Origin of the sequence: Chamaesiphon sp., assembly GCF_041738855.1 — a bacterium.
Lineage (GTDB): Bacteria > Cyanobacteriota > Cyanobacteriia > Cyanobacteriales > Chamaesiphonaceae > Chamaesiphon.
In genome coordinates, this window is record NZ_JBGSPA010000135.1 from 12,168 (window position 1) to 32,371 (window position 20,204).

At 44.9% G+C, this 20,204-nt stretch carries 18 protein-coding genes; 10 read left to right on the plus strand and 8 right to left on the minus strand.

What is annotated here, in order from left to right; genetic code table 11:
* Positions 1 to 40: 40 nt before the first annotated feature.
* The 4 genes from ACEW9I_RS13185 to ACEW9I_RS13200 all read right to left on the minus strand — a co-directional run bounded on the left by ACEW9I_RS13185 (position 41) and on the right by ACEW9I_RS13200 (position 4,303).
* The gene (locus tag ACEW9I_RS13185; protein WP_373540794.1) at positions 41 to 871 is read right to left on the minus strand and encodes a methyltransferase domain-containing protein; all 831 of its coding nucleotides are present in this window, start codon (positions 869 to 871) and stop codon (positions 41 to 43) included.
* 70 nt (positions 872 to 941) lie between these two features.
* Positions 942 to 1,865: a glycosyltransferase family 2 protein gene (locus ACEW9I_RS13190; protein ID WP_373540795.1), complete on the minus strand. Its 924-nt coding sequence runs from the start codon at positions 1,863 to 1,865 to the stop codon at positions 942 to 944.
* Positions 1,866 to 1,919: 54 nt separating this feature from the next.
* Positions 1,920 to 3,242, minus strand: a complete 1,323-nt coding sequence (locus ACEW9I_RS13195; protein WP_373540796.1) for a flippase — start codon at positions 3,240 to 3,242, stop codon at positions 1,920 to 1,922.
* 104 nt (positions 3,243 to 3,346) lie between these two features.
* Positions 3,347 to 4,303 carry a GDP-mannose 4,6-dehydratase gene (locus ACEW9I_RS13200; protein ID WP_373540797.1) on the minus strand — a complete coding sequence of 319 codons (957 nt, stop codon included), beginning with the start codon at positions 4,301 to 4,303 and terminating at the stop codon, positions 3,347 to 3,349.
* A 1,009-nt stretch (positions 4,304 to 5,312) separates the two neighbouring features.
* On the opposite strand from ACEW9I_RS13200, the gene ACEW9I_RS13205 reads away from it, so the two are divergent.
* The 3 genes from ACEW9I_RS13205 to ACEW9I_RS13215 all read left to right on the plus strand — a co-directional run bounded on the left by ACEW9I_RS13205 (position 5,313) and on the right by ACEW9I_RS13215 (position 9,390).
* The gene (locus tag ACEW9I_RS13205) at positions 5,313 to 6,746 is read left to right on the plus strand and encodes a sugar transferase (protein WP_373540798.1); all 1,434 of its coding nucleotides are present in this window, start codon (positions 5,313 to 5,315) and stop codon (positions 6,744 to 6,746) included.
* 242 nt (positions 6,747 to 6,988) lie between these two features.
* Positions 6,989 to 8,683 carry an ABC-F family ATP-binding cassette domain-containing protein gene (locus ACEW9I_RS13210; protein WP_373540799.1) on the plus strand — a complete coding sequence of 565 codons (1,695 nt, stop codon included), beginning with the start codon at positions 6,989 to 6,991 and terminating at the stop codon, positions 8,681 to 8,683.
* Between the two features lie 143 nt (positions 8,684 to 8,826).
* Entirely contained in the window at positions 8,827 to 9,390 is a 564-nt protein-coding gene (locus tag ACEW9I_RS13215; protein ID WP_373540800.1) for a Uma2 family endonuclease, read from the plus strand.
* Positions 9,391 to 9,524: 134 nt separating this feature from the next.
* On the opposite strand, the gene ACEW9I_RS13220 is transcribed toward ACEW9I_RS13215, so the two are convergent.
* Positions 9,525 to 9,653, minus strand: coding sequence for a type II toxin-antitoxin system PemK/MazF family toxin (locus ACEW9I_RS13220; RefSeq protein WP_373540801.1), 129 nt, complete (start codon positions 9,651 to 9,653; stop codon positions 9,525 to 9,527).
* Between the two features lie 279 nt (positions 9,654 to 9,932).
* On the opposite strand from ACEW9I_RS13220, the gene ACEW9I_RS13225 reads away from it, so the two are divergent.
* On the plus strand, positions 9,933 to 10,661 hold the full coding sequence (locus ACEW9I_RS13225) for an ABC transporter ATP-binding protein (RefSeq protein WP_373540802.1): 729 nt from the start codon (positions 9,933 to 9,935) through the stop codon (positions 10,659 to 10,661).
* A gap of 222 nt (positions 10,662 to 10,883) precedes the next feature.
* Here ACEW9I_RS13225 and ACEW9I_RS13230 read toward each other — a convergent pair whose 3' ends face one another.
* A complete protein-coding gene (locus tag ACEW9I_RS13230; protein WP_373540803.1) occupies positions 10,884 to 11,066 on the minus strand; it encodes a hypothetical protein in 183 nt (60 codons plus the stop codon).
* A gap of 64 nt (positions 11,067 to 11,130) precedes the next feature.
* Between ACEW9I_RS13230 and ACEW9I_RS13235 the strand changes: the two genes are divergently transcribed.
* Positions 11,131 to 13,635: a DUF3656 domain-containing protein gene (locus ACEW9I_RS13235; protein ID WP_373540804.1), complete on the plus strand. Its 2,505-nt coding sequence runs from the start codon at positions 11,131 to 11,133 to the stop codon at positions 13,633 to 13,635.
* A gap of 233 nt (positions 13,636 to 13,868) precedes the next feature.
* Here the strand turns inward: ACEW9I_RS13235 and ACEW9I_RS13240 are convergent, their stop codons facing one another.
* Positions 13,869 to 14,336: a hypothetical protein gene (locus ACEW9I_RS13240; protein ID WP_373540805.1), complete on the minus strand. Its 468-nt coding sequence runs from the start codon at positions 14,334 to 14,336 to the stop codon at positions 13,869 to 13,871.
* 104 nt (positions 14,337 to 14,440) lie between these two features.
* On the opposite strand from ACEW9I_RS13240, the gene ACEW9I_RS13245 reads away from it, so the two are divergent.
* From ACEW9I_RS13245 to ACEW9I_RS13260, 4 genes are all read left to right on the plus strand, one after another.
* Complete coding sequence (locus ACEW9I_RS13245; RefSeq protein ID WP_373540811.1) at positions 14,441 to 14,602, plus strand: hypothetical protein; 162 nt, start codon at positions 14,441 to 14,443, stop codon at positions 14,600 to 14,602.
* Positions 14,599 to 16,662, plus strand: coding sequence for an AAA family ATPase (locus tag ACEW9I_RS13250; protein ID WP_373540806.1), 2,064 nt, complete (start codon positions 14,599 to 14,601; stop codon positions 16,660 to 16,662). Before ACEW9I_RS13245 ends, ACEW9I_RS13250 begins: the two co-directional genes overlap by 4 nt.
* Positions 16,663 to 16,770: 108 nt before the next feature.
* On the plus strand, positions 16,771 to 17,553 hold the full coding sequence (locus ACEW9I_RS13255; RefSeq protein WP_373540807.1) for a biotin--[acetyl-CoA-carboxylase] ligase: 783 nt from the start codon (positions 16,771 to 16,773) through the stop codon (positions 17,551 to 17,553).
* Between the two features lie 88 nt (positions 17,554 to 17,641).
* Positions 17,642 to 19,177 (plus strand): peptidoglycan DD-metalloendopeptidase family protein, encoded by a 1,536-nt coding sequence (locus tag ACEW9I_RS13260; protein WP_373540808.1) that lies wholly within the window; start codon positions 17,642 to 17,644, stop codon positions 19,175 to 19,177.
* A gap of 35 nt (positions 19,178 to 19,212) precedes the next feature.
* On the opposite strand, the gene ACEW9I_RS13265 is transcribed toward ACEW9I_RS13260, so the two are convergent.
* Complete coding sequence (locus tag ACEW9I_RS13265; protein WP_373540809.1) at positions 19,213 to 19,413, minus strand: hypothetical protein; 201 nt, start codon at positions 19,411 to 19,413, stop codon at positions 19,213 to 19,215.
* Between the two features lie 27 nt (positions 19,414 to 19,440).
* Between ACEW9I_RS13265 and ACEW9I_RS13270 the strand changes: the two genes are divergently transcribed.
* Complete coding sequence (locus ACEW9I_RS13270; RefSeq protein WP_373540810.1) at positions 19,441 to 19,995, plus strand: DEP domain-containing protein; 555 nt, start codon at positions 19,441 to 19,443, stop codon at positions 19,993 to 19,995.
* The last annotated feature ends 209 nt before the right edge of the window (positions 19,996 to 20,204 follow it).

The following is a 20,204-nucleotide window of genomic DNA, read 5'->3' on the forward strand; positions in this document are numbered from 1 at the left end:
TGAATTTGTATGATGAATAAAAATTAAATATTATCTATATTCATGGCTTAACTGCCTCTATAAACAAAGAATCTGGTTTGCGAATACTACCTTTAAACGTGTCTAACTCATATTTGTTAAAGTCTGAAATGCGACTCTCCTCCGCTTGACAAATACGTACATTGGCAAAACCAGCTTGTTCCAGTAATCGTTGCATAGAGTATCGATCGTACATCCAGCGGTGAACTTCTCCAGAGTTCCGAAATAAACCTTCTTTGAATACTCGTTGTGCTTGATTGCCTCCGATCGTATAAAGTAGAAGCTGGATCGTAAGGTTTTGTAAAGATTTCAAAAACCAAGACAAGTTTTTTGATTTAATTCTATCTATTAAAGATTTGGGAATTGGTTCAGGCTTCCAATAGCCTTCTGCCTCAATACCGATCCGAGAGCTAATAAATTTCTTGCTTGCATCTGATGTATTTTGACTAGATAGATATTTACCCATTTCACCTCCTTTAGTACTACGAACTAACTGATCTATCAGCTCAATGGTCATCCAATTATAATCAGATTCTGCTGTTGTTACCCCGGATGTCACTCGCTCTAAGGCGCAAAGGTATGCTCTAGCAATTGATTCAAGATCTGGTACAACAACTCTTACAATCCCCTGGGGTTTGAGAATTCGGTAACATTCAGAAATAACGCTGACACATTCATGTCTATTCATGTGCTCGATTACATGAGAACTATAGCAAGCATCAAAGTAATCATTGGGGTAAGGGAAATTTTTACGAATATCATATCCCCTAACTTCTGGTGAAGTTGATACTAAGTCTATATTGATCCAGTCTTGATGAAAAGTGTGACCACAACCAAAATTCAATAGTTTCATAAGTTGAATAATTGACTAAAATGTACGATTTCTAAACAAAATTATGATATTTATATCCTTGATCTCAATCTCAGCTCACATTACTTCTACCAAGTCCATATCGAACAATTGCCTTTTTCAACCTTGTTAGTAAAGTAACATCAAATATATTTTGATAAGTATAACGATCTGCTGCGGCATCGCGTACGACAAATCGAGGATGTTGTAGAGGCTGAGTAAGCCCTTTTACTGGCATGTTTGCTAGTTTATTGACTCCTCCAGTAGTATGAGTTGCATCAGCTCCAAAGCCAATATTAGTAACCAAATTAGTATTAGGTAAAATTGCTAATCCACTGTTGATCCAGCAAGCAAATGTCCACTGGTAGTCCCACGCTGTATCAATTTTATGCTCATAGACAGATTGGAAAGTTTGCTCCCAAGTCTTGACTTGAGCATCTTCAGTGAGAATATCTCGCAGCCAATCGCCATCACGTACTGTGGGCCATAGTTTGATATCTATATCAAAGTGTGCCCACGCTCTCCGCCATGTTGCCCAGCCCCAACAATGTGGAAATCGAGAAAAATAATAACTATCGTTGGTTCGTTGGCGACCAAATTGAAAGTTGTTACCACCGATCGCCATAATGCGAGTATCATGTCGATATTTTTCCAGCATTTCATCACAGAAGGCAAAGAAAGTTGGATCGGGTAAGCAGTCGTCTTCCAAGATAATTGCCTCTTCAACCTGTTTAAAAACCCAGTCTATGCCTGTTGATGGTCTAAGTTTACAACCTAAATTAATATCTGAGTAGTTGGTCTTTACCTCGCAGTCCCAGTCCACTCGATCGATAATCGCCCGAGTTGCCATACATTTTTCAGCTTCACCGATCTTGTCCGAACGTGGACCATCAGCAATTACAAATAGTTGCGTTGGTTGTGCTTGACGAATAGCTTCAAATACTCTATGAGTAGTCTCTTTTCGGTTAAATATAATAAATACAACTGGAGTTTTCATAATTGAAATTACTTGATTTCTTAAATATAATGTAAATCGATAATGTTTACTTGTTTATATTCTAGTCGTCAGTAGAGATTTAATTTGAACTTTAAATAGCTTTCGTGTTTTTGGATTGATACCGTTACTGATAAAAGAGGCAACTGCTTGAGCAATGACAGTAGCGATCGCTGCACCAAGACCTCCATAAATTGGAATTAGAAAAATATTTAAGAGAATATTAACTACGGCTCCGCTTAAAGTTCGATAAAGAGACAAATAGGTGAGGTTCTCAGCTATAAACCATCCACTTGTAGCCACACCACTAAAGACAAAAACGGATGCCCAGATATGAACTGATAAAATAGCTCCTGACTCGACAAAGTTATTACCAAATAACAGCATAATCAGTGGCTTAGAAACAAATGTCATCACGATCGCTACGAGGATAGCCATCCACGTTAGCACCCGATTTAGTTCACCGATTCTTTGATAATAAAGCTGTTCGCTAATCTCTTTGGCTTGAAAAATTGATGGCATCACCGAAGATGAGACAGTCATTGGAATAAAGTACCACACTTCAGAGATTCGAGTAGCAGCAGAGTAAACTCCTACTGCTTTGTCTCCGATCATTTGTCCCAGCATAATCTGGTCGATCCGCATATAGATCATGATCGTTAAACCTGAAAGAATTAGCGGAAAACTCTCTCTGAGGAGATCTTTTGCCAATGAGCTACTCCAGTGCCAGACTCTAATCAGATGACCCTGTTTTTGGTAAACGATGAGTAGTCCAATTGCCCCTAAGACTGCTTCCATTAAAATTACCAATACAAAACCGATGAGGGGGGCACGAATAGTAATTAAGACAACTCTTAGGGAGGTAACCAGAATAAATGCGGCATTTTTTGCTAGGACACTATATTTTGATTGGATTTGTGATTGAAACCAGAGATCGATAGTGTCGATCGACTGAAAGATACTCGCTGCTCCTAAAATAGTGACAGTGATAATCATGGTCGAATCATCAGGTCTGAGCAAATATACACCTAAAATGGAAATCCACCAAGTTAGCCAGCCAGCGATAAATCTCAGCCAAAAAGATGTACCCAGAATAGATTGTTGTTGGGTCGGCTGGGCAACTAATTTACGAACTACTACTGCATCTAACCCTAGCGTCGCTAATGGATTGAAGATCGCCACAAAAGCCGTAGCATAATTCAAAATCCCAAATTGCTGAACGCCGATATAGCGAGCCACCCAAACACCAACCACCAGCCCAAAGCCCATTCGCAAAATTCGATCGGCGAATAGCCAACTAATATTGGCTAAAATTTTACGTAATCCATTCCGACCTTTGAGGAGGGATAGCTGTTGGATTGCTCGATCGATAAACATCATGATATAAGCTAAATATGCGATTAACTAGTATTTACTCAGACTAAATTGATAATTTCATTCGTACCGAATACGATCGATTCGATATTGTCGATCGGTTGCAACTACTACCGAGCCGTTCGAGCTGCCATCATCATCTTGACAATATCCGCGATCTTATGACTAGCTTGCCATCCCAACTTGGTACGGGCTTTTTGGGGATTTCCCCGACTCACAGCAATATCCGTCGGCCGCCGGAGGTCTTTATCGCTAATTACATAATCTCTCCAGTCCAAATCCACGAGTCGAAAAGCAATCTCGATAAATTCTGCTAATGTATAACTTTCGCCAGTAGCAATCACATAATCATCAGGCTGCTCCTGCTGCAACATCAAATACATCGCTTCTACATAGTCCTCAGCCCAACCCCAATCTCGCTGAATATCAATATTGCCCAGATATAATTTATCCTGTTTTCCGGCAGCAATTCTACAAGCACTAGAGATCACTTTCTGCGTCACAAATCGTTCTGGTCTGAGTGGGGAATCATGGTTGAATAAAATCCCCGAACAAGCAAATAAACCATAAGCCTCTCGATAGTTAGCAACTTCCCAAAAAGCAGTCGCTTTGGCAACTGCATAGGGACTTCGAGGTGAAAATGCTGTAGACTCATCAGCCGCAGCACCATTGATATCCCCAAACACCTCACTAGAGGCAGCGTTATAGAATTTAATTGGCTCCCCAATAAACCGAATTGCTTCGAGAATGTTTAATGTCCCGATCGCAATACTTTCCAGTGTCTCGACTGGCTGCTCGAAAGACAGCCCCACTGAGGTTTGACCGGCTAAATTGTAGACTTCATCAGGTCGAGTCTTGAACAATACTTGCAGAACACTCCGAAAATCATTGAGGGCTGTAGATTCTAGTTGCACCCGCTCTCGAATCTCCAAATACTCCAAATTCCGAAATGATGAGATCTGAGCATCTCGGGATGTGCCGCAAACAACATAACCTTTGTTTAGCAGTAGCTTGGCTAAGTATGCACCGTCTTGTCCGGAAACTCCAAAGATAAGTGCTTTTTTCATCTCATTTTGCTAGTGAAGGTATTTTCCGGAGTATGGCGACTACCGACGTGGCGGAACATCATCTTAAGACTCGACTGGTCGCAGTTCGCAAGTTTCAGCTGTTGCCAAGCCGTCAATCTCAATTTAGACCACATTGTCATAAGTATAATTGATGTAAAACTAGTCTTGAACACTGCCACAATCCGATCGATCGCCAGTTTCGATCCAGGTATTTGGAGGCGATCGCGATCGTCAAGAGAGCTAATCTGGTCAAGTAATCAGCGTTAATTGAAAATTTTCACCAATACAATCCATTTTTTACAGATTTAGAGCCGACAGCTATCCCCAATATAACTTGTGCGATCGCTAAATCAAGTAATCTAACTATTTTGGCTAGGATCTTTGCCAATCTAGTATATATTATTTCTTTACAAATAAATTAAAGACGGGGAGGTCTAGCCGAAATCTGTTCGCTGAATCTTGCTCTAACGCTATTCTCTATGGATTTTAGCTGACAGCAACCCAGACTAGCTCTACTCGCGGAGGCTACAAGCAGCAACACCATTTAGAGCGGCAAAACTACGCTATTTGACCGAGGTTCACGCTGAGAAAATTTGGTTAGATAGCTACAAAGCGATTGCTCTAACTACCGAACGATGTTATTTGTATATATTTAAAGTACTAACATTAAATAATAAATCGTATTTTCAAATTAAATTGCTGGCTGTTGATAAGTTGTGCATCGATCGCTATTAAATATTAGTTACGCCATTTGTAGTGAACTAAATTGAGATAATTAGCCGATCCAATGTATAATTATATCTCCTATTATTGTAATCATAGATTTAGCTTTTAAATACTATAATATGACTAGTGCTATTAATTTAGTTTTTAACAATTTTTAAGTATAGTTAGCTACTATCAAACGTAAGTAATCATCATTTTTTCGCTCGATAGTGCTACTTAAATTGAGTAAAGATCGGGAGCGACAACACTCAACATTTCATTGTTATCTAGTAAATATTTACTAATGTTTTCTTACCTACTGCCGGAAATTAAACTGTCATTGGAGTTCTCAGAGCGTAAGTTATTACTCTGTATTGCTGATATTGTATCGATCGTCAGTGGTGTGATTGGTTCGCTATGGTACTGGAGTCACCTCGCCAATCGGACATTTAGTTTAGAACTGATAACTTACCATTCATTGTGGACGATCGCGATGGGTGTTGGGTGGTTGATGTGGATGTTTGTCAACGATCTATACGATCTGCGAATTGCAGTTAGACTGGGGCGCACGATTGAGCGGATTTGGGGTGGCTGTGCGCTGGTGGGGATCGTCTACCTCATCTACTATTTCGTCACAGCACCCACACCTTTGAGCGAGCAATCATTTTCACTCCGGCTCGCACCAGCGTTAGCCATCGTCACGACCAGCATCCTACTCTCAATTTGGAGATCGATTTATGCGGTGTTCTTGGGGGTAGGACATGCTAGCCAACGTGTGGTGATTTTTGGTGCTGGAGTGACGGGGACGATCCTCGCTGAAGCTTTCAAGCAATATCCTCACTACCAAGCGATCGGCTTTATTGATGATAATCCACAACTTCATGGTAGAGTGTGCCAGAATATCCCTATTTTAGGGGATCGTCATAGCTTGCAGTCAGAGATCGATCGTTATCGATTGGATGAAATCGTGCTGGCAATTAGCAAGCCGATCGATGGAGATTTGCTACGATTATTGACCAATTTTCACGAGCGGGGGATTACCATCACCCCGATGCCTGTGCTCTATGAAAAACTGACGGGTAAGGTCGCCGTCGAGCACATTGGTAGTCAATGGTATTCTGCACTCCCACTTACCAAAAATCCGTTTGATACCTTTAATCGGATTGGTAAAAGAGTTTTGGATCTGACTTGTGGATTAATTATTGGTTTAATCCTGGCAGTGGTATTTCCGTTTGTAGCGATCGCCATCAAACTAGATAGTCCAGGGGCAATTTTTTATAAACAAGAACGCGTCGGACAGTACGGAGCTAAATTTACTGTTTACAAATTTCGATCGATGGTTCGAGATGCCGAACGTAATGGCAAGGCACAGTGGGCAGTCAAAGGTGACGCGCGGATCACCAAGGTTGGTAACTTCATCCGCAAAACTCGATTGGATGAGCTGCCGCAGGTATTGAATGTCTTGCGGGGGGAAATGAGTATGGTCGGCCCACGCCCAGAACGCTATCATTTCATCAAAGAGCTACAGCAGCAAATTCCTTTTTATCGCACTCGGCTGGCTGTCAAACCAGGGCTGACTGGCTGGGCGCAAATCAACTATGGTTATGGCAGTACGATCGAAGATGCTTCGATCAAGCTCCAGTACGATCTGTACTATCTCAAGCATTGGTCGCCGTGGTTGGATTTTAAAATCTTGTTGCGGACATTTTCAGTTGTTTTGAAAATGCAAGGACAATAGGTGAGATCTCGATTCGCTCCGATGCTGGCTGCGAATCGAGATCTGTCACCACGCCAACGCAGACAACAGCCAACTTCGGATCTTGGCGTTACCTCGATCTTGAAAAATCGCTAAAAATATGACACCGAATAGCCGTTTGCATTGCCAACGCCTAAATTAGTAGTGACCGAGTGGTAAAGTTTTGTTAAAATATAGATTGGGATACCACCCGCCTCTCATTACTCCTGGAGAAAATTAATTTCATGCTGCGACTGGAACATATCTGCAAGATTTATCCCACAGGTGAAGTCCTCAAGGACATTAATTGGGAAGTAAAGCCAGGAGATCGAATTGGATTGGTAGGGGCAAATGGTGCGGGTAAATCTACCCAAATGAAAATTATTGCTGGACAAATTGAACCCACAAGTGGCGAAATTATTCGGCCCAATAGCCTAAATATTGCTTATCTCAATCAGGAATTTGATGTCGATCCGACCCGTACTGTCAAGGAAGAATTGTGGCAAGCCTTTGGTGAAGCCAATCGCGTCCACTCCCAGCTCAATGATATCCACCATCAGTTAGAAACTGCTAGCGGTGATGAGTTAGATAAATTGCTCGATCGGATGGATAAATTCCAGCGATTGTATGAAGCTTTAAATGGTTATGCACTCGAAGCTGAAATCGATAAGATTTTACCAGAAGTAGGCTTTGAATTAGAAGATGCCGATCGATTGGTGAGTGCGTTTAGTGGCGGTTGGCAGATGCGGATGAGTTTAGCCAAAATCTTGCTTCAGTTTCCCGATCTATTACTCCTCGATGAGCCAACCAATCATCTCGATCTAGAAACGATCGAATGGTTGGAAAACTATCTCCGCAAGCTCGAAACACCGATGGTGATCATCTCACACGATCGCGAGTTCTTAGATAGACTTTGCAACCAGATCGTTGAGACAGAACGTGGGGTATCTGCTACCTACCTCGGTAACTATTCATCCTACCTCGAACAAAAAGCTGAGAATTCATCCGCGCAACTAAATGCCTTCGAGCGACAGCGGAAGGAACTCGAAAAGCAACAAGCTTTCGTCGAGAAATTTCGGGCTAGTGCAACGCGTAGTACCCAAGCCAAGAGTCGTGAAAAACTGTTAGATAAAGTCGAGCGCATCGCAGCTCCAGTCTCCAGTATGAGAACATTGAGCTTCCGGTTTCCTCCTGCACCTCGGAGCGGTCGAGAAATAGTTGAAATTAAAGATTTAGAACACGTTTACGGCGACAAAATTCTCTTTCTAGGTACTGACTTATTTATCGAACGTGGCGATCGCATCGCCTTTTTAGGCCCCAATGGTTGCGGTAAATCCACCCTATTGAAAATGATTATGGGGATGGAACAGCAGACTAGTGGCTCCATCAAACTCGGCGAACACAACGTCATCCCGAGTTACTTTGAACAAAATCAAGCCGAAGCATTGGATCTGAGCAAAACAGTCATCGAAACTATTCACGATGAAGTTCCCGACTGGAAAAACGAAGAAGTTCGCACCTTATTAGGTCAGTTCTTATTCACTGGCGATATGGTGTTCAAAAAAGTTGAATCCCTCAGTGGGGGCGAAAAAGCTCGACTCGCACTCGCAAAAATGCTGCTAATTCCCGCCAATCTCTTGATCCTCGATGAGCCGACAAATCACTTGGATATTCCAGCCAAAGAAACCCTCGAAAACGCGCTCATCAATTATGATGGTACGGCATTAATCGTCTCCCACGATCGCTACTTTATCTCTCAAGTAGCCAACAAGATTGTCGAAGTCCGCGATGGTGAATTTCGGGTATATCTAGGTGACTATCACTACTATCTTGACAAACTAGAAGAAGAACGCCAAACCGCTAAACAACAAGCTCTGGCGGCTGCTGAAGCAGCTAAGAAAGCCGCTAAAGCAGAAAAGGCTAGCGCGAAGAAGAAATAGTCACGTAAATTATTTAGTACCAACAATGGTAGGGGCAATTTATGAATTGCCCCTACCATTATTGATGTGAGGTTTCTTTTCGCCGAATCGATGCACTAAGACTCGATCGAATATAATCAAAAAAGAGTTTACCACTGAAACCGATGGTTGCTAATTCTCTCTACTGGACAACCGCAGATCTTGATGCCATGCCTGATGATGGTGGCTGGTTGCGTCATGAAATTATTGAAGGAGAACTATTTGTGACTCGTGCTCCCCACATTCGCCATCAAGGAGCAGCCAGTAAAATTCACGTTCGCCTCGAAATTTGGTCGGAAGAAACTGGGTTAGGCAGGAGTTTTGAGACTCCTGGCGTGGTTTTTACCCCAACAGATGCGGTGATTCCTGATGTGGTATGGGCGAGTAAATTGCGGTTAGAGCAAGGTATCGATACCGCAGGACACTTTACGATTGCACCAGAGTTAGTAGTAGAAATTCTCTCTTCAGGCGCACAAAATGAGCAGCGCGATAAAAGTATTAAACTGAAGTTGTATTCTCGTCATGGCGTACAGGAATATTGGATCGTCAATTGGCAACTGCAAACGCTAGAAATCTATCGCCGCACCGATGCTCAACTGCAATTAGTGGCGACTCTTTTAGTTGGTGATATACTCACTTCGCCGTTATTATCTGGCTTTAGTGTAGGGATCGATCGGATCTTTTCGTAAATATTTAGAGCAATCGTTAACGATCGAAAATGAACGGAGTAGGTGAAATTAATGATTTTTAGTTTGGTAGATCCGATTGATTAGCTAATGGCGAATCTCGATCGATATCGCTCTTATGAAAGTTGTATACCGAGTTAGATTTTGATGACACGTTCGATCGATTTCATCTCATCTTCAGAGATCGTACCCAGTTTATTTACCAACCGCGCCTTGGATGCCGTCGTCAATTGGTCTGCCATTGCTTTACTTTGCTTTCCATCCACAATGACGATCGCTTCACTGGGTATAATCTACCTGGATTGGTTGTCAGAGGTATAACTTGAACGCGATTTAGTGTTGCATTAGCCGCATCGTTGCTGACGATAACCGAATGTTAATCATTTCTAGAAATTACCTGCCTGGTGGCAAGCGGTATTGTTCGCGAACACTCAATAACTTAAAAATTGCCAAAATTGACTCGATCGCCAAAAGTCTGTAAATTTACCATCCGCAGAGACCCTTTCCACTAAAATTGAATAACCACTATCGCTTCAACCCTACCAATGCTCATCAACGCCCCACTACTAGTAGTTCAGGATGTCCGTGCTGGCTATATCCCTGGCTCAGATATCCTCAATGGGATTAACTTCATCGTCCAACCAGGCGAACTAGTCGCAGTGATTGGCGGAAATGGTGCAGGCAAATCAACACTAGCGAAGACAATTTTTGGACTAATCACCCCGCACACTGGGACGATTACCTTCAAGGGCGAACAAATTGGTGGCTTAAAATCCGATCGGATCGTCCAACGCGGGATGTGTTATGTGCCCCAAATCTCGAATGTATTTAAGTCGCTGACGATCGAAGAAAATTTAGAGATGGGTGGTTTTATCCGTACTAGCGATCTCCAGCAGCTCAAACAGAAAATATTTACGATGTTTCCGCGACTTGCCGAACGGCGCAAACAACGCGCAGGTACGCTCTCCGGTGGCGAACGCCAAATGCTGGCGATGGGTAAAGCCTTGATGCTCGATCCCGAATTATTAGTCCTCGACGAGCCATCTGCTGCGCTCTCACCCGCTTTAGTCACCGATGTCCTCAAGCAGATTCGGGCGATCAATGACAATGGTACGGCAGTCGTACTCGTGGAGCAAAATGCTAAAAAGGCTCTCGCGATGTGCGATCGAGCTTATGTATTAGATACTGGGATGGTCAAGCATGAAGGTATTGGTGCGGATTTGCTCAGAGATCCCAAGGTAATTGAAACTTATTTGGGTGTCGGTGGACATTAGACAGTTGACGGTTGACAGCGATTCGCGATCCTGTCGGTATTTATGCAGCGATCGCTTGTACTTGCAGTTGTGTGTGTTCTGAACATGGAGGATTTACAAGTTATGATTTACCATGATGGTAAATGGAGGTTTAAATAAAGCCAGATTTTGATATCATCAGCATTGCGGCACCGATCGATAATTATCGTTTTTAGTGCAGCAGGCTTCGGGTTAATTTATCTGCTAACTAGTGCCGTCAAATTTTCCAAAAGACGATCTCACTCTGAAATTCATCGCTTCGATAATAATGGAATGGGTGGGCATCAATGGACAGATTTTGTCGGCAACCATCAGGATAATATTGGCAGTGATTTTGGGGATTGTGGCGATTTTGGTGGTGGCGACGGGGGATGCGATAGTTGACATTCAATAAGTTAGCTGGATCGAAAAGTCAAGCTAGAATACAAGGGACGAGATCTATTCCCTGAAAATGCCCACACACACGCCCTCTCTAATACTCACCCATCGCCCGCTACTGCTTGCGCCAGCAGGAAATTGGGAATGTGCCAAAGCAGCGATCGAAAATGGTGCCGATGCTATTTATTTTGGGTTGGAGCGGTTCAATGCTCGAATGCGGGCGGAGAATTTCACTGAGGGTGATTTGCCGGAATTGATGGCATGGCTGCATCAGCGCGGGGCAAAGGGCTATGTCACGTTCAATACGTTGGTGTTTCCACAAGAATTGCCTGTAGCGGAGCAGTACCTTCGCAGCATCATTTTAGCTGGGGTAGATGCAGCGATCGTCCAGGATGTGGGACTATGTAAGTTGATTCGCCATTTATCGCCGGATTTCCCGATTCATGCTTCGACACAGATGACGGTGACGAGTGCGGCGGGGGTAGAATTTGCCCATGAATTGGGCTGCAATTTAGTGGTGTTGGCGCGTGAATGTTCGCTCAAGGAAATTGATAAGATTCAGGCACAATTAGGAGATCGCGAAATTAGTATTCCGCTGGAAGTATTCGTACATGGGGCATTGTGTGTCGCTTATTCGGGGCAATGTTTGACGAGTGAATCTTTGGGCGGTCGATCGGCAAATCGGGGTGAATGCGCTCAAGCGTGTCGGATGCCTTACGATCTGATTGTCGATGGCGAAGCTTATTATTTAGGCGATCGCAAGTATTTACTCAGTCCGCAAGATTTGGCAGGATTGAATGTATTACCAGAATTGATGAAAACTGGGGTAAGTTGTCTCAAGATTGAAGGACGACTGAAGACACCTGAATATGTGGCGAGTGTGACCAAAGTTTATCGATCTGCATTAGATCGGATTGCTGAAGATTTAGGTTTGCCAGTGGAGCCAGCCCGAGATTTATACAGCTTGGAAATGGCATTTTCACGCGGGTTATATACAGGGTGGTTTGAAGGGATTGATAATCAAGCTTTGGTACATGGACGATTTGGGAAAAAGCGGGGCGTGTACTTAGGAGAAGTGACGCGAGTTTATCCCGATCGCGAGGCAATAACCATCGATCCAATTGCGCCGATTAAAGCTGGGGACGGGATCGTGTTTGATTGCGGACATCCTGAAGATCGCGAGGAAGGTGGGCGTATTTATGAGGTATTTGCAGGCGATCGATCGGAAGTAATGCTGACTTTTGGTCGCGATATGGTCAATTTTCGGCAAGTATATATCGGTGATAAAGTTTGGAAGACTAGCGATCCAGAATTGGATAAACAAGTACGTCAGACTTATGCGGGAGATGTGCCCAAATATCAACGATCGATCGACTTAGAAATACATGGCGCAGTGAACCAGCCCTTAATAGCGATCGCGCGTGATGCAATGGGACACGTCGTACAGGTAGAATCAGCAATATCACTAGTTCCCGCCCAGAACCAACCACTGACTACCGATAAACTGATCGCCCAATTGGGACGGTTAGGTAATACCCCATTTTGTCTGGGAAATCTCACTAATAATTTGGTTGGCGATCTGATGATACCTGTCAGCGCACTCAATCAACTGCGGCGCGAATTAGTAACTAAATTAACTGATGTCCGCAGTCAACCCCAAGTCTGGCAACTAGCATCGACTCATCAATTAGCAGACTTATTACCTGAAGTTGGTAATCCCGTCCTCAATCCACCGCAATTAATTACCCTAGTTCGGAACTTAGATCAAATCCCCGCCGCGATCGCATCGGGGATTGCCACCATCTATTGCGAACTCGAAGATCCGCGCAAATATCGCGAAGCAGTCCAAATAGTCCGCACCGCCAAATATAAGAGCAATCCACCACAGATCTTTGTCGCACCGCCCCGAATTACTAAACCTGGCGAACAGTGGATACTCGAACAAGTGCGCTCGAGTGATGCCGATGGCTATTTGATTAGAAATTACGACCATTTGGAGTTCTTCAAAAGCGATCGCTGTGTGGCTGATTTTGCCCTGAATATCGCCAATCCCCTCACCGCTGACTACTTCTATCAAAATTATACTTTAGACCGCCTCACCGCCTCTTATGACCTCAATATCGACCAACTCACCGCCCTGATCCGCAGTTGTCCCCGCGATTGGTTCGAGGTAACCATCCATCAACATATGCCGATGTTTCACATGGAACACTGCGTCTTTTGTGCCTTTTTATCTGAAGGTACTGACTATACCAATTGCGGTCGTCCCTGCGACAAACATCAGGTCAAATTACGCGATCGCGTGGGGACAGAACACATCCTCCAAGCCGATGCTGGCTGCCGCAATACCGTATTTAATGGCGTCGCTCAATCTGGGGCGGAATACATCCATCGGTTGACAGAATTGGGCGTTTACAATTTCAGATTGGAGTTTGTTGATGAATCACCGGAAACTGTTAGTGAAACGATCGGTTATTATCAACAACTATTAGGCGGTCAAATCAGTGGTGCCGAGTTATGGAAAAGCTTGAAGCTCAGTAGTCAACTTGGGGTGACTCGCGGTTCTTTGGGCGTGTAGATTGGTAGATCTGTAGGTTGGGTAGAGCGAATGCGTTGGCGTAGCCTCTCGGAGAGAGGCTACGCCAACATCCCCACATTCGATCGATAGAATTATTCAATTTTTCATCCTTAAAACCTACATCCAGCAGGTTAGATCGGAAAAAAGTTATTTTAGGTAAAGTGGATTTAAACCCGACTTCTGGATAGAAGTCGGGTTTGTAATGTGACGAAATAAATTGTAACTAAGATCGCCTAGAACCGTAAACCAGCGCCCACAGTCACGCTAGTCTCGCCATTATTACTATCGAAAGGAATCGCGACCGAACCTAACAACGCAACACTCTCACTAACGTTGAGATCTGCACCGACTTGGGCAAAACCATTGGTGTTATTATTGGCTCCACCTGATTGGAAACCCACGCCCAGCCCGACAAAGGGAGTGATCGGGATTGATGCTTGACGCAGATCGAAGTCATAAGTCAGGCTGGTACCAAACTGAGTGCCACCGGATGGAAAAAGGACGTAAGGACGTAGCGAGATGTAGTCAGCAATACCAAGTTTACTATTGACACCGAACACACTTTGTCCGCCACCGAAAGTAAATGCGGGTGCGATGTAGTTGTTGCCGATGCCACCAGCTAGAGCCGCTGTAGGAGCTTGAGTGATTGCCGCAGCAATCAGGCTAGCGAGGATCGCGGGGAGCAGTAAAAGGTTTTTCATATGGGATAATGGGGATACTAATTTATGTGTGAGTATAAAATTAGACGGTTCAGCTTAACAATTGGTTCCACTCACTTACTTTTTACGTTCGTGCAGCATCGGCTTTGCCACATCGACTCGCCAATACCATGACTCCCAACCTCTCACCAGAAGTGCGCCAAATCATCGAGCGTGTCCTCCAACTCGAAAAAGACAGGCTCGATCGCAAAAAAAATACACCGATCAATGATGATATCCTCAAAATCATCAAAGAGGTCGTCGGATGAAGCTGACGACCATTCGCCTCCACAATTTTCGGCAATTTTATGGCGAGACACCGGAAATCCAGCTCGCGACAGATCCAGAGCGCAATACTACCATCATCCACGGCAACAACGGCGCGGGTAAAACCACCATCCTCAATGCGTTTACCTGGGTACTTTACGAAAAATTTACCGCCGCCTTTGCTGAGTCTCAACAACTAGTCAACAAACGCGCTATCGCTGAAGCCGATATCGGTAATGCGATCGATTGTTGGGTAGAAGTCGCTTGGGAACACGATGGCAAACGGTACCGCGCCAAGCGGATGTGTCGTGCTTACAAGCAGCAAGACACAGTTAATATCGTCAATAACGAACTCCTCTACTTATATATCGGTGATGCTGACGGTAAATGGCTCCATCCCCAACAACCGCCAGACGAAATCATCGGCAGAATTTTGCCCGCCAGCCTGCATCAATATTTCTTCTTTGATGGCGAACGGATCGAGCAAATCGTCCGCCAAGATAAACGCCTCGAAATTGCTGAAGCTACCAAAATCCTCCTCGGTGTGGAAGTCCTCAATCGAGCGATCCGGCATTTGGGTGAGGCGAAAAAAACGCTTGAAGCCGAACTCGCCCAAATTGGTGATACGACTACCAAAGAGTTGCTCAGAGCGCAACAACAATGTCAACAAGAAATCGATCGCATCCAGCAGCGGGAGATTGAAATCGCCCAAGAGATCGCCAATTTCAAACAGATCGAGCAAGAAATCGATCGCTACCTCCTCGAACTCACCGCCGCCACCGCCATTCAACTCCAACGGCAACAATTGGAGCGTGCCAAGGCTGTCAGCCAGACTCAACTTCAGCAAGCACAGACAGCGATTAAACAATTAATCTCGACGCAAGCATATACCGTTTTACTACCAGATCTCACTCAAGGTTTTCAGAAAATTGTCGGTGAATTACGCGATCGTGGTGAGTTAAATCAAGGCATCTCGCGTGAATTTCTCAGTCAACTTCTCCACCACCAAAATTGTCTATGTGGTACGGAATTGGCTCCAGATACTGCCGCATATCTTCAAGTCCAAACCTGGATCTCCCGTGCCAGTATTGCCGTCATTGAAGAGACAACCATGCGGCTGATTACTCAAGTAGAAGTGCTTCAGACTAAAGGTAGAGATTTTTGGCAGGAGATCGATCTTCAGCAGCAAATTGTAACGACAGCTCGCGCCCAAATCAGTCAGTTGGAAATCCAAATCGATACCCTCGAATCCCAACTTCGCCAAGATACGAATACTGAGATTGCCAATCTCCAAAAGCGGTTGGATGATATTGAAATTAAAGTGCGAGATCTCACCCTTAGCCAAGGTCAAAACCAGCAACAGATCGTTCATCTCGAAGGTCAAGTCCAGTCCTTAGCCAAACAAATTACCAAACAACAATCTAATCAGGAACGTCAGAGTTTAGCCCACCGCCGTATTCAAGCAACACGATCGGCGATTGAAGAGTCAATCGTTATTCGCGATCGTCAAGAACAACAGTTTCGCTTGGAACTCGAACAACGCGTCCAAAGAATTTTTCAAACAATTTCTGTCACTCCCTATTTACCCAAAATTACCGAAAAATACGAACTAATCTTGGTTGAAACTACAAGAGGGATCGAAACCACTGTTGCAGCATCAACTGGCGAAAATCAGATCCTCAGCCTCTCATTTATCGGCGGTATTATCGATCGAGTTCGAGACTGGAGCGCGCAAAAATTGCTCTCCGTTCCCGCTAGCAATACCTTCCCGATCGTCATGGACTCGCCATTTGGTAGCCTCGATCGGATCTCGCGGCGGCAGATTGCCCAGATCTTACCGCGATTGGCAAGTCAGCTACTCGTCCTCGTCACCAAAACTCAATGGCGCGATGAAGTAGAAACCGAAATGCTCTCAAAAATTGGCAAGCAATATATTTTAACTTACTATACTTCTAAATTAGATGCTCCTGATGACTATCTAGAGGTTGCTGGTCGTCGCTATCCCTTGATCCAGCATAGTCCTAATGACTTTGACTATACTGAGATTAGCGAGATCGTCTAAAATATTACCTGTATATCTAACTGTGAAAAGTCCAGAAATAAGTAGCGATTGTATTTAGATATACAGTAATAATTTGTGCAATTCACTGCAATTTGAGCGAATCAACTGATGAATCATCAAAAAATTCTCGAACTTCTCGCTGAAGATCGGCATTTAGACTTAGATTTTAATATTTATATCTTCGATACGCTGACATCAACTAATGAGAAACTCGCTCAGTTAATTGCGACCGAAAATGCCGCTGCTGGTACAGTAGTTATTGCTAAAGAGCAAACCGCCGGACGCGGACAACGAGGTCACAAATGGGAGTCCGCTCGGGGCGGACTATACTTATCACTGGCGATCTCTCCAGATTTAGCCGCTGTAAATATACATCAATTGACGCTCGGCATTGTCTGGGGGATCGCCGATCGATTGAGACAACAAGGACTACCCGTCTCAATTAAATGGCCTAACGATTTGATGCTAGCCGATCGCAAACTCGGCGGAATTTTGACTGAGACTCGCATCGCTCGTGGGCGAATTCACCAAGCAATTGTTGGCGTCGGAATTAATTACGCCAATTCAGTAGCAGGGAAAGCAATAAATTTAGCACCCAGCAATGATTATCAGCCAAATTACCGAAATTTTTCGATCGAGATGTTAACAAGCTGTACTATTAGGGGAATCATAAGCGGGTACAAACGTTGCACTCCAGCAACGATCGACAGTTTACTGTTGGACTATCTAGAACTACTCGCTGCTCGTGGACGTTCAGTCATCGTGAATGGTAAGTTGGGCAACATTTTGGGCATCTCACCACAAGGCGAGTTACGCATCGGTTTTACAACTGCCACGGCGATAATTGAAACCGATCTGACACCTGGTACCTTCACATTAGGCTACGATTAGGAACTTTGGGAGCCAAAATTTATCAGTTTTGCGATGCCAAAGTAGATGAATAGTTCTGAACAAAGACTGCGTTAAATTACAAATAATTATGAGCAGCAAGGCAGAAAAAACATCGCATCATCCACACCAGCCGCCTCGGTTGAGTATCTTGTTTCGCAATCCCCTGCTACTAAAGATTGTTGCTTGGCTCGGTAGCCTGAGCTTCATTGGTAGCACTGGAGTTGTCTGGGCAGATCTCCAGCCCATATCGACATCCCAAACAGCAGCCCAATCACTAGTCACCGCTAGGGCGATCGCCAGTACTGCTGTCATCAAACCAGAGCGACCGATCTATGGCCCTTACCTGCCCGTCGCTCCCACCCAATCGCTCGATCGAGTCACGCCCGCGCAACTTCCAAATCGGGAAATACCAGTTGCAGTAGCACCTGCTTCAGCGACGATTTTACCCACAGGGACGATCGTTCGTCCGCAACATACCGACTTATTGACAGCCGATCACTATACAGTTGGTGTCAATGGCTCGACTTCAGTCACAACCACTACAGCCGCATTTGTCGAGCTACCAGTGCCAGCTCCGCTGACAATGACGCTCCCCACTCAAGCACAAGAACTAGTCACCGTCACTAAAAGCCAGATCCAACCTCGCTACATCAACCGACAGCCCGCGACCGTCCAATCTGCCCCACCAACTAGCATTCAACCCCAGTCTAGATCCATCCCCAATAACGGTTATCGCTCAGTACCAGCAGTCGTGAGCCTCCCAACCGTCAAATCGATCTCCCCTCGACTCGATCGCCCTAGAACGAGCGTCCTAGCTCAAGTTCAGCATCCCTTAGCTGCTGCTCAGACGCCACTAACTGGCACCAAACCACCGATCGTCACACCGATGAAATCCCCTGTCGCAGCAGGAAGATCGATCGCCCCAGCGATCGCCTTCAGTCCGCTCTCCTCACAGTCAATCCGCGCAGCAGACGCGATCGAGATCGTCGTCCCCGCACCACGTACTCAGCAGATCCCAGTGCCATCGGTAGCGCGATTACCGCAGATCCGCGAGATCGCCGTCCCCACCGTCACCGCAATTCCCACCGTTCTTCCTGCGACTGCCTCATCGACACCCATTGCCTTCAGCAATCCGACGGTGTTCGACGAGTCGGGGGTGGAATTAATTTATCCCCTCACTAGTCCCGCTCCCACGACTTCCAGTTTTGGCTGGCGCACCCACCCCATCACGGGTAGTCGCCGTTTCCATGCGGGAGTCGATATTGGCGCACCCAGTGGCGCGCCCGTAGTCGCGGCTGCATCTGGCACGATCGTATCTTCCGGCTGGCTAGGCGGATATGGTAAAACAATTGTCATTCAACACAATGGCGTCCAGCAGACTCTCTACGGTCATCTTTCTGAGATTTTTGTCCAATCGGGACAGCAGATCGAGCAAGGCACTGTCATCGGGCGCGTAGGTAGTACAGGCAACTCTACTGGCCCTCACCTCCACTTTGAGACCAAAGTATCTACCCCCGACGGGTGGATCGCGATCGATCCTAGCCCCAGTGTCAACTATGCGCTAGCCAATCTGCGCCGCTCGATGCCATTTGCACAGCGAGATTTACCACCTGGCTACAATTAGACTGCCGTGCGATCTATTCATGGGATAGTTTTCAACTATATAGTGTCAAATGCCTCGATCTCCAACGCGATCGAGATATTTTTTGACAAGTTAAGATCGACGGCATTGAAGGGTATATTAACTATATTGAGATCGAGAGCGAGTGGCGATCGCTTACCCAAAAATCGGTAACCAGATCGTCCACTATTTAGCCGTAATTCACACCGGATCTCATCGATAGTTAGTAATAAATTCAATCTAGTCCCATTAGGAAATCAGGTGGCATGATACTCAAGTCACAAGACGTTAGTTATTGTCAACTCGTCCGTCAGTTTGGCACCATATCAGAAATTGTTAGCGGCGTAAATTATCAAGGCAATTTATTTGTCCGTGGTAATTCATATCCCCAACAACAGCGTCAGTCAGCAATTACCGAAATGCGTCGTAGTTATCTCGATCCTGAACCCGCAGCGGCTTGTCTGTTAGTCGAAGATGGCGAGATGGTAATTATTTGGTATGAAGATCGACATATCGTTAAAGTAGTTGATTCGGCACAGGATCTAGTTAAATATTTCAACTTAGCTCAATTGGTGCAGGAAATGCGATCGCCTCAAGGCGTCAAGATCGAGAATCGATCTCAAAGTTTTCGCCTTCCTTATCTCCGTTGTTTCATTGGCAGAGAAGCCGTGGATTGGATGTGCAACAGATTAGCAATTAGTCGTCTTCAATCAGTCGAACTCGGGCAAAGATTAATCACTGACAACTGGCTCACCAACCTATCTAATCAACAACCTTTTGAGGATAGCGATTTTTTTTATCAGTTTTGTATGGATAAGTGAGGTTAGGTTTTGGGCTTTAGTTGTAGGGTGTGTTAACGGAGCGTAACGCACCAGCATAAACTCTAACTAGGGCTTGCTGAGTAAAGCAGAAACCGATAACCAGAATTGGTGCTAGCAGCTTTCGACCAAATCAGAGCCAAGGAAATCAGCTAAAATAAGCAATAAGCCTTGGCTCGAAAGGTAATAAACATGTATCAGCAAGTCAAACC